Here is a 12,574-nt window from a genome sequence, read left to right as displayed (position 1 = left end):
GGTGATTACCGCGCAGGCCGGTGAGGGCGGGCGGGTAGGCCAGGGTTTTATCCGCCAGCGCGCTGCCGCCTTCGGCAGCCTTGAGCAGATTGATGGGGGCGACGCCTGCCGCAATGGTGATGGCAACGCCGTTGAGAAAATCTCTGCGTGTAATACTCATGGCTATCCCTGTGTTAGGAGAAGTAATGAATAAGTGGATTCATTATGGGAGGGAGACACAGATCCTGTTCAGGATTGGGCGCCGAATCTACCGCTATCCTCACGCTGAGTCCATACGATTGCTAATGGATTATTAAGCACCATTTTCCTGCTTGTGACGAGAGTGATGCACTGATGGGGGTGATTTGCCCTGTTGCAGGGCAAATTATCTTCCGGTTCGGTCGGTCAATGATTGCCGCAGCTGATTAGTTTGGGAGGCGTTCGGGCATCATTGTCGACTCGGGGGGATGATCGCGCTAAGCTCTTAACTACTTGTTTTATCGACTCTCTTTTTTATTCATAGGCATAAAGGCCACTCAGGAGGCGCAATGAACTGGTATATCTCGGTCCTCAAGCAATATGCGGTATTCAGCGGGCGGGCCCGTCGCACCGAATACTGGATGTTTGTGCTGTGCAACGTCATCGTCATGCAACTGCTCGGCATGGTGGACAAGCTGATTGGCGGCGACAAGGAGTTCATCAGCGGCATCTACTCGCTGGCCGTGCTGCTGCCCTCGCTGGCGGTGGCGGTGCGTCGTCTGCACGACACCGACCGCAGTGGCTGGTGGCTGCTGCTGGTCCTGGTACCCATCATAGGTATTCTGGTACCCACCATAGGTACTCTGGTACCCATCATAGGCACTCTGGTGCTTATCTATTTTATGGTTTGCAACGGCCAGCAGGGGCCGAACCGCTTCGGTGACGATCCCAAAGCGGCCCCCTCGCAGGGCTTTATCGTCAGCTAACGGGCGCGGCTTGGCCAATCATCGGCCACGAAAAAGAGAGGGAGGCATCACGCCTCCCTCTCTTTTTCGTGTTGATGGCCGATCAACGCTCGATCAGCGGTGCTGATCGGTAGCTCCACATACCGTAGGTGCGCAGGGCGTCGCGGTAGATGCCGAGCAGCTCGCTCTCGCTCGGGGTAGCCAGCTCCTCGAGGGGCTTGTCGGGGTAGCTGACGCTCGCCACCTTGATGTTGGCCGGGCCAATCTGGTCGCAGGCGATTTCCAGCACCGTCTGGCCGCGGCGCACATGGCTGGCTGAGCTTACCAGCACCGCATAGTCAATCTGGTGGCGGGCGAGGGCATAGGCGCTGTAGAGGGCGTTATCCACCGTGCTGGTGGCGTAGTTCTCTTCAATCAGGCGGCTGCGGTCGATGCCATGGTTGGCCAGCCAGTCAGCCATCAGCTTGCCCTCGGTCTGGCGGTTCTGGGGCACACCGCCGGTCAGGATGATTAGCGCCTCCGGGTCGGCTTTGGCCAGCCCAAGGGTGGTTTGCAGACGGCCCAGCAGGATCTTGTCCATGCTGCCGTCGGGATTGAGGGCGTAGCCCAGGGTGACGATGGCGCGTTTGCCCTCCCTGCTGGCCTTCACCTGATCCTCGGTCAGTTCGGTCTGCAGCGGGGCGGCGGTGATCCGCTGCACCCGGGCGATGATCTCCTCCAGATCGGCGGCGCGGCCACTGCTGCGATCCGCCACTTTCGCCAGATAGCTGCGGGAGGCCTCCTTGTTACCCTTCACCAACTGCCAGATGGCGAGATAGCTGTTGATGTCGAGATCATCGGGGGCAACGGCCTGCGCCTGCTCCAGCAAGGTGATGGCGCGGCTCAGGTTGCTGTTGTAGATCTGGGCGTTGGCTGCCGAGATGAGCAGGTCGGTGCGGTAGGGTTCAAGCTGGTAGGCGGCCAGCAGCCGCTCGGTCACCAACTCCATATTGCTCGGCATCTTGGCGGTAAAACCGGCGTGGGAGATCTTGGCTGGCGACTTGTAGATCTGCAGCGCTTCGCCGAGCAACATGTCCACCGCTTGACGTTTGCTGACCAGGGTATTGAGGTCGTGCTCCATTTGCATCGAGCTCTCGGCCGCTTGCAGGGCGAGGGGCGAGAGCGCCAGCAGGCCGCCGAGGGTGAGGGCTAGAAGGGTCTGTTTCATCAAAAGGTCCTCTGTCGGGCTGAATCGCGCCGTGGCGCAGCGGCTTGTGGGCCGATGGGATAAGGCAAATGTGCGTCAATTCAGTCTGTTAGTGCCAAAGAGAGGGCAATATACCAGCTAACGGCGTGGCAAACTGTGAGTCGGGGCGAGTCGTCGGGTGATGCCACACCTGTGGCCGCAACGGTTCAGCAGCCATCTGAAAGGGACAGGGGGAGCGTGACTCCCCCTGCTGGGAGGGGCGCTGGCCCCTCCCTCTATCTATCGCGATGCAAGATAGATGGGGTGTCAATCTATCTGCTGATGAGTATTCGCGGTCAGTTCCACATCGGGGAGATGCGAGCTTCCAGCGTCTCTTGCTGCTCTTCGGGCATATCGCTGAAGAAGTTGAGCTGGGTCTGCTCTTCCACCTCGCGTACCGAGACCCGGTAGTCGGCGATCTGGCTGATGGGCACCTCTTCCTGCGGCATGATAAAGGCGATGGCCTGCAGTCTGGCCGGGTCCATCACGATCTTGTAGTAGGCGCTCGGGATCGCCACACCCTGACCGATGGACTCTTCAGAGCCGGTAAAGATGGGGCCGGTGATCACCTGCACATCCTTGCGGGAGACCGCCCACTTGTTCACCTTGTCCTCCAGCACGCGCCACGCCTTCTGGTTGAGCACCCCGATCTGCGGTGTCATGTTGCTCAGCAGGAAGCTCTCTTTCATGGTGTTCTTGTTCGATTTCATGTCCCCCGCCGGGGCCTGATGGCCACGGTCGTAGCCCGAGCCCTTGTAGTCGGAGAGGGTGGCGCGATAGGCGACCGGGATCTCCCTGTCCTCGGCGAAGGCATCCTTGCGCGGCACTGTGCCCTGTGCGCTCTGGGCGGTCATCCGGTAGGAGACCCAGTCCGCCACCTTGTAGTCGTAGTTGTAGCCGACCGCATACCCTTCACGGCAGAGCTTCTGATCCGATTCGGAGGGCAGGCCAAAGCGCACGTGGTCGCCACACGTCCAGTGGGCTGCCAGCAAGGGGGTGGCAGTGAGGGTGAGGGTAACAGCCAGAACCAATTTATTGATTTTTATCATTTTTGTGATGCTCCAGTTTAGTAGGTGGAGCCATTTGACATGAGATCTGACCAGCGCTTCAATTGCTGTTTTTTTACACGTCACCGTTCTGTGACGGCTCGCCAAGATCCGTGATGTGACTGGTTAATATGTTTTAAATCAGTGGCTTGGTCGGTGGGATGATGTGCGGTTGCTCGGCAGGCAACTAAAAGGGGCCCGTGATGGGCCCCTTGTGATGAGCTGTCTGACTGCTATCAGGCGGCGTTTGCCTTGTTGCCCAGCGTGCGGGCCAGCAGTGCTTCCGGATTGTGGATCGCCTCCTTGGTCTTCACGTCGATGACCTCGATATCGGTGAAGCGCTCGCGGTTCTTGATAGCCACGTCGTGGGCGAAGATGACGCAGCGGGCGTTGGCGACATCCTTGGCGGTAATGCGGTTGATGATGCCGTTGGCGCCCTGGGTCTCGACCTTGATCTTGATCCCCTGCTTGGCGGCGGCCTTCTGCAGGCTCTTGGCGGCCAGGAAGGTGTGGGCTACGCCAGACGGGCAGGCAGTGATGGCCAATACGTCCGCTTCCCCTTCCGCGTCAATGACTTCGAAGCTGGTTTGGGTGGCGGTCACGTCATCTTCTTCGCTCACCGGCTTCTTCAGCAGGTTGACGATGATGGCGGTGGTCAGGGCGCCGAGGATGGTACCCAGGATGTAGCCCATCTTGCCTTCAACAACCGGCAGGACAATCCAGCCACCCCAGGGGGCGTGGTTGATACTGTGCATCATGAAGCCGGTGATGTTGCCGATGATGCCGCCTGCGACGATGGCCGGGATAACACGCATGGGGTCAGCAGCGGCGAATGGGATGGCACCTTCACTGATACCGATCATGCCCATGATGGCGGCCGCTTTACCGGATTCACGCTCTTCTTTCTTGTAACGCTTCGGAGACATGAAGGTCGCCAGCGCCATACCCAGCGGCGGTACACAGATGGCGATACCGACGCCGCCCATCAGCCAGGGCTGGGTGTTGACCTGAGTCTGGGCAAACAGGGTAGCAACCTTGTTGACCGGGCCGCCCATATCGAAGGCGGTCATACCACCCAGAATGGCCCCCAGCATCACTTTACCTGAGCCCGCCATGCTGGAGAGCCAGTGGTTCATCCCTTCCATCATGGCGGCGATCGGGGCACCGATCCCCCACATCACGATGCCACACACCAGGAAGGTACCGATCAGCGGATAGATGAAGATAGAACCAAGGGAGGCCATGGAGTCAGGCAGCTTGATCCGTTTGAGCTGATTGACCACGAAACCTGCGATAAAGCCCACCAGAATGGCGCCAAGGAAACCGGTTTGATAGTGCTGTACGGCAATCCAGGAGCCGATCATGCCCGGGGCCAGGCCCGGCTTGTCAGCCAGCGAGTACGCGATGTAGCCACCCAGTACGGCAGTAAACAGAGTCAGACCGGCGATACCCATGGTGGCCATGTCTTTAAGGAAGCCCGCTTCCGGTACGGCGCCCTTGCCGCTCATCATCACCGACAGGGAGAGCAGCACACCGCCCGCCACGATGAAGGGGATCATGTGGGAGGTACCAAACAGCAGGTGCTGCTTCATGGTATTGAGGCGATCCTTGAAGGTGCGCTCTTCCGGGGCCGCCGGGGCAGTGGCTGCCGGTTTGGCGGCTGGCGCCGGTTTTTCCGCTTTCGGGCCTTGCTTGAGCAGGGTCAGGGCTTGCTCGACGGTAGTGGCCGCCTTCATCTGCTCGATAAAGCCCGGCTCCAGCAGACGGGTAGATAGCTCGGCCAGCACTTCGATGTGGTGGTTGGCGCCGCCATCCGGGGAGGCGATCATGAAGATCAGCTGGGTCGGCTTGCCATCTTCGGCGCCGTACTCGATACCCTGACGGCTGACACCGATGGCAATGGCCGGACGGCTGACCGCCTTGCTCTTGGCGTGGGGCAGGGCGACACCCTGCTCGAAGCCGGTGCAGTCCAGCTGTTCGCGGGCCCAGATATCCTTGACGAATTGCTGTTGATCAGACACGGCGCCATCGCGCGCCAGCATCTGTGCCATCTCGTCGAACAGGGCCTCCTTGCTGGTGGCCTTCAACTCCAGGCAGATGAGTCTGCCGTTGGTCATGGTGGGTAACATATTACACTCCTGGCTCCGTTGCCGAGCCGCATGATGGGGGGAACAATTGACCTGGATATTGTTCTCCCGTTGGCGCGGTGCCGAAATCGGACAAATGTGTCGTTTACTAGATTTTTGTGCTGTGAAAGTCGCCATGTGACCCAGCTCGCATATCATCATGAAAGCCAATTCATACCGATTCTTTATTTTTTTTAAATAAAAACAATGGGTTATGAATTTGTCTTGCTACTTACATGAGTGCAACGAAAAGGTTTCGCCTTCGGAGGTATGGAGATTTGTGTGCTGCTTTGAGGGCGGAAAATGTGAAGGTGCTGGCAAAACGCGTTGAGAGAACAATCAGAAAGAGGGAGGGCTGCTCTTGATGTGAGTTAATCCATCTACTGATCACTTGTTATGTGCAGCATGGGTGTCTTCGGGTTTTGTATGGTTCCTTGTTTGACAAAGCCCGCCACTTTTATGAATGGCGGGCTGTTTAGTGCTTCAGCCTTATTGAGCTGATTAATGAGGGGAGGAGAATCGGGTGTTATGTCCGAAACTTGCGTACAACCTCTTGCAGTTGTGTTGCCAACAGGTTGAGGTCGTTGCAAGCCTGAGCCATTTGTTTGGCGCCGGTCGCCACTTCTTCCGAGGCATTGCTGATGTTGACTACATTGCGATTGAGCTCCTCGCTTACCGCCCCCTGCTCTTCAGTTGCGGTGGCAATCTGAATATTCATGTGGGAGATACTGTTAACCGAGCTGCTTATTTCGGCAATAGAGGCTCCCGCTTCGCGAGCAGTGTGGACCGTCTCGGACATCATATCCTGACTCTGTTGCATGGTGACGCCCGCTTCGTTAGCACGCTGCTGCAGTTCGGAGATGATGTGGTTGATCTGGGAAGTGGAGTCTTGGGTTCGTTTGGCCAGAGTGCGGACTTCATCTGCAACTACGGCGAAACCACGACCTTGTTCACCGGCTCGGGCTGCCTCGATTGCCGCATTCAGTGCCAGCAGGTTGGTTTGCTCGGCAATCCCCTGAATGACTTCAAGCACCATGCCGATATTTCGGCTGTCATCACCCAGCTGGCGGATCACCAGAGCAGTCTCTTCGATGGCGGTAGCCACCTTTTCAATCCTGCCGATTGAGTCATTGACGGTCTCGCTGCCTTGTGCGGCTGTGTCGCTGGCCGACGTTGCTGCGCTGGCGGCGTCGTTGGTGTTGCGGGCCACCTCCTGTACCGTGGCTTGCATCTCGTTCATGGCTGTGGCCAGCTGATTGAGCTCATGTTGCTGGGCGCCCATGTTGTTGGCCGATTGCTGTGCCACCGCGCTGATCTCTTCGGCGGCCGCGCCCAACTGCACTACCGAGCCGGAGACCTCGTTGACCAGCATGCGCAGATTGGATTGCATCTCGTTGAACCCTTGAGCCAGCTTACCCAGCTCGTCATGGGAGAATTGCTTCATGTCGAGTTGGCTGGTGAGGTTGCCTGCCGCCACCTGGCGTGTCTGCTCCAGCAGGGTCATCACTGGATTGCGGATCTGCCGGATCAGCAGCCAGGCCACAATAACGACGAACAGCAAGGTTAGCGCACCGACTGCAGTGCTCAGCAGTTTTGCCCGTTCATAGGAAGCCTCACTCTGCTTGGTCGGCAGGTTGGCGACCCGATCGTTCTCCTTGCGAAGCTCCAGACCATCCTGTCCTGCCTGCTCGAGGGCTGCACGAGATTCGTTTTTGATCAGCGACTCTGCACCTTGGCAATATCTCCCTGCCGTATGGCTATTTCCAAGTCATCATGGGCTGAAAAATATTTGGCTGCTGCAGTTTTCAGCTCTGCAAACATGTTGCGATCTCGCTCCGACACGAAAGGCATCGATCCATACCGTTGCTCGGCGGCCATATACTGACTCTTTGCCGCTTCGAAAGACTGTGTGCTGCTGTTGAGGGAGTCGAGATCCTTGCCCAGAGCATCTATCACCATGTTCAGTTCGGCACGGCGAGCGTCCAGCAAGGACACATGCATCTGGCTGGATGCCCGGATGGAGGGAACGATATTGTCGCTGACCTCACTGGCGTCACGGTAAATATTGGAGAGTTGTAAAGTGGCAAACCAGGCAAAACCCAGCATCAACAAAGCGAGAGTGGTAAACGCCATGGTCAGCTTTTGCCCAATTGTCATTTTTGTCAGCATATATCCTCTTTTATCTATTTTTGTCAGGGGATCTTTGTGTGAAATTTATATCGGCGAATATATGTGATACCTTAAAAATAAATCAAATAAAAGAGATCTTAATCACAGAGGGTATTTAAGGTCTATTTCTTTACTGCGATGAGGTTTGGCTGGCATATCAAAAAATAAATATCAAATCTCTCATTACTCTGCTTTTAAATTGATTGAATTGTCAGTTCATGCGGCCTGGCTTTTTTACGGATTACGTCAACTCTAAGGTGTGGTGTAAATGAAAAATCACTATATATCATAATCTTATGGTTTTTTCTTAAGTTGTTATTTTCGACAAAGTTCGAATGGTTTGCTTGGAATTAAATTATAGAACGACTAAAAAATAGGGCCGCATCTCGAAAAATCAAAAGAGACCCCTTTCGTTTGCATTATTAATGGTTCTGTATGACTACAGCTGCTAAATGTTTACAGACCGAATGATGATGGCTCGGGAAAGGTTTAATGGCGATGCATCTATGTGCTGTTTTAGTTTTCATCAGGGGGTGAAAATAGTAGAGGGTAGAGTTGTTATTTTTATTTCCTCCATTTTAGCCGGATACTCAGAGTGTCGCCGTTGCTTGTGCAGGCTGGAATTTTCTTCGTTTCAGCAGACCCAGTCATCTGCATCAGGGGTGCGCCAAGCTCAGGCGACAAACCTGTGGAGCTGGTTGTGGGCAGGATGCAGTCAGGGATGGACTTCAGAGCGAGATGCCTGAAGGAAGGTAGGCATAAGAGAGCAGTAGAGATACAGACGGACTTGACTGGTAGGCCATATTGCTCTGTTGGGAGGGGGAGGCATATTCCCCCTCCAACGAGAGTCGGCTCTTATGTTGATTAGCAGCGGTTGCCGGCGCGGGCGACCCGCCCTTCGGCCAGCAGTTGATAACTGCCAGTCGCTGCAGGAATAAAAGCTGATTGCCCCTTTTCCAGACGCAGTGACTGTTCGCCTTGCTTGAGGGTCACTGTGTCATCGATGGCAAACAGGATCTCGGCGCTGGCAGTGGTGAGCTGATGCTCGCCAGCCGGGTAGACGCTGAAAGTGAAGTCAGGTACCGGCACGTCGAAGTGCTGTACCGCACTATCACAGCGGGGGGCCAGCAGGATCTGGTCGTCCGGCTTGGGCAAGCAGCGGGTGCAATCCAAGAGCTCTGCCACATCGATGTATTTGGGGGTGAGGCCGGCGCGCAGCACGTTGTCCGAGTTGGCCATGATCTCGAGGCCGGTGCCGCGCACATAGGCGTGCGGGGTACAGGCATCGAGGAACATCGCCTGACCGGGTTTGAGGGTCACCACGTTGAGCAGCAGCGGCGAGAAGAGGCCCACATCTCCCGGGTACTGGGCCGCCAGACTGGTGATAAGGGCAAACGTCTCCTCATCCTGATGGGCGGCGGCATAGGTCAGCAGCCCTTCCAACGCCTCCTCCTTGCGCGCCCCTTCCAGTACCAGCAGCTGGTGGAAGAAGTGCTGCAGGCCCGCTTCATTCTGGCTGGCGGCAAGGGCTGCGGTCAGATCGGCGATGGCCGCCAGATTGACCCGCTCGAACAGTGCCAGAATGGCCGGGATGGCGCGAAAGCCGTTCATCGCCTGATAGGGGGTGAGGGCAAAGACTAGCTCCGGCTTATGGTTCGGGTCCTTGTAGTTGCGATTGCTCGCCTTGATATCGATGCCTGCGGCCTCCTCTTTGGCAAAGCCCGCTTCAGCCTGAGCCTTGCTCGGGTGCACCTGAATGGAGAGAGCCTTCTCGGCACACAACACCTTGAACAGGAACGGCAGGCTGCCAAAACGGGCGAAGGTGGCCTCACCCAGCGCGGCGGCCGGAGCACTATCGATCACCGTAGAGAGCTTTTGCACACTGCCCGCCAGCGTCACCTCGGAGCAGCCGTTGGGGTGAGCCCCCATCCAGAGCTCGGCCTGGGGTTTGCCTTGCGGGTTGGGAATACCAAACAGGGTGGTGAGGGAGTCATGACTGCCCCAGTCATAGTCTTGAATCGGGTTTTGCATCAACAGAAAGGAGGGCAGATCGCTACTGCTCATAAGGGACGCCTCGTCTAGTTTGAAGAAAATCGGGTGCAGAAAAGGGTGGCATTACTGCTGTGGACCGGACTATAACATGGGCGGTCGTGCGCGCCGCAACCGCTTGCCTCTCTCTTGATCAGGATCACCATGTCTCTCATCTTCAGCCAACTGCTCGACGGAGCCCTGAGCGAACAGGTTCCATTTGACCAAATCTGGTTTGCCAGTGAACAGGGGGTGCCACCCAGTTTCAGCTATCAGGTCAACTTTCCCCGCCTCGAGCTGGTCTTTAGCGGCGAGTATCTCAACCAGATCTGGGACAGGGAGGAGGGGGTCAGAGAGATCAGCGTGTTACCAGGGCAGGCGCTCTATATCCCTCCCAACGGCTGGAACAAGCCGCTCTGGACCACCGACTGCTCGGTGCTGAGCCTGCTGTTTGGCAAACGCCAGCTGGGGTTCAGCCTGGTGAGCAAGCGCCGTGAAGATCCCGATTTCTTCGATGTGCAAAAGCACAGCATCATGGCGCGGGCGGGCCATGTGATCGAACACATTTTGGCGGCGCTAAACGTACTGACCGAGGATCCTGGTCGCTCCCCCACCGATGATCACCTGCTGCAGGCCCTGCTGGCGAGTGCCCGTCAGCTGTTGCTGGAGTCCGCCACGGATCGGCCACGGGGGGCAGAGCTCTTTCACGGGATCTGCATCTATATCCAGGAGAACTTTCACCGTCCCATCACCCGTGACTCCATTGCCCACCGCTTCAACGTTTCAGCCAGCCATCTCTCCCACCTGTTCCGCGAGCAGGGTCATATGCGCCTTGCCGATTACATCAGCTGGGTGCGGATCGATCGGGCCAAATTCATGCTGAAAAAGTACCGCTTTCGTCTTGAAGAGGTGGCCAGTCGCTGCGGTTACAGTGACGTGAACTATTTCTGCCGGGTGTTCAAACAGAAGACCGGCTTGACCCCTTCCCAGTACCGCTCCCTGAGCCAGCCGCAGGCGGCGGCCAGCGAGCTGGAGGGATAACTGGGCGGGGTCGGCAAGGCGTGGTGACGGCGCACTGGCGGGTGGCTACCTCTTTGGTCTGACATGCTTTCTTGTCGTTTTATTATGAAAATGAATGGGCTAAGATGGCCGCGCGCAACAAACAAATTGATAACAAACGGAAGTTAGGAGATGCCGATGGAAAGCAAAGTAGTAATCCCGACCCAGGGTCAGAAAATCACAGTCGATGCCAACGGCAAGCTGCAGGTTCCCAACCATCCGATCATTCCGTTTATTGAAGGGGATGGCATCGGTGTTGACGTAACCCCGGCCATGTTGAATGTGGTGAATGCTGCGGTCGAGAAAGCCTACAAGGGCGAGCGCAAGATCGCCTGGATGGAGATCTATACCGGTGAGAAATCGACTCATGTCTATGGCGAAGGTGCCTGGCTGCCGGCCGAAACCCTGGATTTCATTCGTGAATATTGCGTGGCCATCAAGGGCCCGCTGACTACTCCGGTCGGTGGCGGTATTCGCTCCCTCAACGTAGCCCTGCGTCAGGAGCTGGATCTCTACATCTGCCTGCGCCCGGTGCGTTACTACGACGGCACCCCGAGCCCGGTGAAACGTCCTGATCTGACCGACATGGTGATCTTCCGCGAAAACGCCGAAGACATCTACGCCGGCATCGAGTGGAAGGCCGACAGTGCCGAAGCGAACAAGGTGATCGCCTTCCTGCAAAACGAGATGGGCGTGAAGAAAATTCGCTTCCCCGAGTCCTGTGGTATCGGCATCAAGCCGATGTCCAAGGCCGGTACCGAGCGTCTGGTGCGTGCCGCCATCGAGTATGCCATCGACAATGATCGCGACTCCGTGACTCTGGTGCACAAGGGCAACATCATGAAGTTCACCGAAGGTGCCTTCAAGGATTGGGGTTATGCTCTGGCTCAGAACGAGTACGGTGCCCAGCTGATTGACGGCGGCCCCTGGTGCTCCTTCAAGAATCCGAAAACCGGCAAGACCATCGTCATCAAGGATGTCATCGCCGATGCCTTCCTGCAGCAGATCCTGCTGCGTCCGGCCGAGTATGACGTCATCGCCTGTATGAACCTCAACGGCGACTACATCTCCGACGCGCTGGCCGCTCAGGTAGGCGGTATCGGTATCGCGCCGGGTGCCAACATCGGTGACGGCGTGGCCCTGTTCGAAGCGACCCACGGTACTGCGCCGAAGTATGCCGGTCAGGACAAGGTCAACCCGGGCTCCTTGATCCTCTCCGCCGAGATGATGCTGCGCCACATGGGCTGGGTCGAAGCGGCCGATCTCATCATCAAGGGGATGGAAGCGGCGATCCGCAACAAGACCGTCACCTATGACTTCGAGCGTCTGATGGAAGGGGCCACCCTGCGCTCCTGCTCCCAGTTTGCTCAGGACATGATCGACCAGATGTAATCTGCTGCTTGCCAGAAACGCAAAACCGGCGCCATGTGCGCCGGTTTTTTTATCGCGAAAGAGTGAAGGGGCTTATTGCGCCTGCTCTACGTGTTGCTGATAGCGTTGCTGCCATTTGCTGGTTTCTGCTTCATCGCCCTGGGCCTTCCAGAAGGCGCAGATGGTGTTGGCAAGTTCCGAAGCCATCGCGTGATCTCCGTCACGTCGACTCATCAGATAATCTCCCAGCCAGCTTTGATATTGTTTCATTACCCGATCTCCTTATCTCATGTGCCCTTGAGGGTGCCCACCTTGACGGAAGCCTGTCGGCTCATCCTGGGGGGAACATCATCAGGCATGATGGTGCAAAGTCACGACCCGGGCAGAGAGCCCGATGGGCAATCTGGCGGCGAACGTGACGCGAGATGTCAAAAAATGAGCGCCATTTTAGCACAAACTGACCAACTTGGGGAAATTGTCGCCATGGACTGTGACAGAACAGCCCCATCCCCTTGTTCCCAAAACAGAAAACCCGCCGTGATGGCGGGTTGATTTGCAGATAAATGTGGCAAAACAGCCTAGATCTTGGCGCTGGCCAAGTACTTTGCCATCTCTTCGGCGGGCACC

Annotated in this window: 9 protein-coding genes and 1 pseudogene; 3 read left to right on the top strand and 7 right to left on the bottom strand. The window is 56.9% G+C overall.

The window, feature by feature from the left end; all coding sequences use genetic code 11:
- A partial coding sequence (locus AB5Y85_RS20035; protein ID WP_368222039.1) for a twin-arginine translocation signal domain-containing protein occupies positions 1 to 160 on the bottom strand: 160 nt, incomplete at its 3' end.
- 367 nt (positions 161 to 527) lie between these two features.
- On the opposite strand from AB5Y85_RS20035, the gene AB5Y85_RS20030 reads away from it, so the two are divergent.
- Positions 528 to 944, top strand: coding sequence for a DUF805 domain-containing protein (locus tag AB5Y85_RS20030; protein WP_021230688.1), 417 nt, complete (start codon positions 528 to 530; stop codon positions 942 to 944).
- 82 nt (positions 945 to 1,026) lie between these two features.
- On the opposite strand, the gene AB5Y85_RS20025 is transcribed toward AB5Y85_RS20030, so the two are convergent.
- From AB5Y85_RS20025 to manA, 5 genes and pseudogenes are all read right to left on the bottom strand, one after another.
- A complete protein-coding gene (locus AB5Y85_RS20025) occupies positions 1,027 to 2,130 on the bottom strand; it encodes an ElyC/SanA/YdcF family protein (protein ID WP_368222037.1) in 1,104 nt (367 codons plus the stop codon).
- 314 nt (positions 2,131 to 2,444) lie between these two features.
- Positions 2,445 to 3,197: a DNA/RNA non-specific endonuclease gene (locus tag AB5Y85_RS20020; protein WP_219264129.1), complete on the bottom strand. Its 753-nt coding sequence runs from the start codon at positions 3,195 to 3,197 to the stop codon at positions 2,445 to 2,447.
- A gap of 233 nt (positions 3,198 to 3,430) precedes the next feature.
- On the bottom strand, positions 3,431 to 5,323 hold the full coding sequence (locus AB5Y85_RS20015; RefSeq protein WP_368222035.1) for a PTS fructose transporter subunit EIIC: 1,893 nt from the start codon (positions 5,321 to 5,323) through the stop codon (positions 3,431 to 3,433).
- A 523-nt stretch (positions 5,324 to 5,846) separates the two neighbouring features.
- Positions 5,847 to 7,489 (bottom strand): annotated as a pseudogene (locus tag AB5Y85_RS20010) (methyl-accepting chemotaxis protein).
- 864 nt (positions 7,490 to 8,353) lie between these two features.
- A complete protein-coding gene (gene manA, locus AB5Y85_RS20005) occupies positions 8,354 to 9,553 on the bottom strand; it encodes a mannose-6-phosphate isomerase, class I (RefSeq protein WP_368222033.1) in 1,200 nt (399 codons plus the stop codon).
- 129 nt (positions 9,554 to 9,682) lie between these two features.
- Between manA and AB5Y85_RS20000 the strand changes: the two genes are divergently transcribed.
- Together AB5Y85_RS20000 and icd are read left to right on the top strand one after the other, a co-directional pair.
- A complete protein-coding gene (locus tag AB5Y85_RS20000) occupies positions 9,683 to 10,558 on the top strand; it encodes an AraC family transcriptional regulator (protein ID WP_005361632.1) in 876 nt (291 codons plus the stop codon).
- A 156-nt stretch (positions 10,559 to 10,714) separates the two neighbouring features.
- Complete coding sequence (gene icd / locus AB5Y85_RS19995; RefSeq protein ID WP_005347179.1) at positions 10,715 to 11,968, top strand: NADP-dependent isocitrate dehydrogenase; 1,254 nt, start codon at positions 10,715 to 10,717, stop codon at positions 11,966 to 11,968.
- Positions 11,969 to 12,040: 72 nt separating this feature from the next.
- Here the strand turns inward: icd and AB5Y85_RS19990 are convergent, their stop codons facing one another.
- The gene (locus AB5Y85_RS19990) at positions 12,041 to 12,217 is read right to left on the bottom strand and encodes a hypothetical protein (RefSeq protein ID WP_005337712.1); all 177 of its coding nucleotides are present in this window, start codon (positions 12,215 to 12,217) and stop codon (positions 12,041 to 12,043) included.
- Between the last annotated feature and the right edge of the window lie 357 nt (positions 12,218 to 12,574).

Source organism: Aeromonas sp. R3-1 (assembly GCF_040908345.1).
In the GTDB taxonomy this organism is placed as follows: domain Bacteria; phylum Pseudomonadota; class Gammaproteobacteria; order Enterobacterales; family Aeromonadaceae; genus Aeromonas; species Aeromonas veronii.
This window is presented reverse-complemented; position numbering and strand designations above follow the sequence as displayed.

Excerpts from the sequence above, each read along its gene's own strand:
- AB5Y85_RS20030 (WP_021230688.1), top strand. The coding sequence starts at position 528 with ATGAACTGGTATATCTCGGTCCTCAAGCAATATGCGGTATTCAGCGGG.
- AB5Y85_RS20025 (WP_368222037.1), bottom strand. The coding sequence starts at position 2,130 with ATGAAACAGACCCTTCTAGCCCTCACCCTCGGCGGCCTGCTGGCGCTC.
- AB5Y85_RS20020 (WP_219264129.1), bottom strand. The coding sequence starts at position 3,197 with ATGATAAAAATCAATAAATTGGTTCTGGCTGTTACCCTCACCCTCACT.
- AB5Y85_RS20015 (WP_368222035.1), bottom strand. The coding sequence starts at position 5,323 with ATGTTACCCACCATGACCAACGGCAGACTCATCTGCCTGGAGTTGAAG.
- manA (WP_368222033.1), bottom strand. The coding sequence starts at position 9,553 with ATGAGCAGTAGCGATCTGCCCTCCTTTCTGTTGATGCAAAACCCGATT.
- AB5Y85_RS20000 (WP_005361632.1), top strand. The coding sequence starts at position 9,683 with ATGTCTCTCATCTTCAGCCAACTGCTCGACGGAGCCCTGAGCGAACAG.
- icd (WP_005347179.1), top strand. The coding sequence starts at position 10,715 with ATGGAAAGCAAAGTAGTAATCCCGACCCAGGGTCAGAAAATCACAGTC.
- AB5Y85_RS19990 (WP_005337712.1), bottom strand. The coding sequence starts at position 12,217 with ATGAAACAATATCAAAGCTGGCTGGGAGATTATCTGATGAGTCGACGT.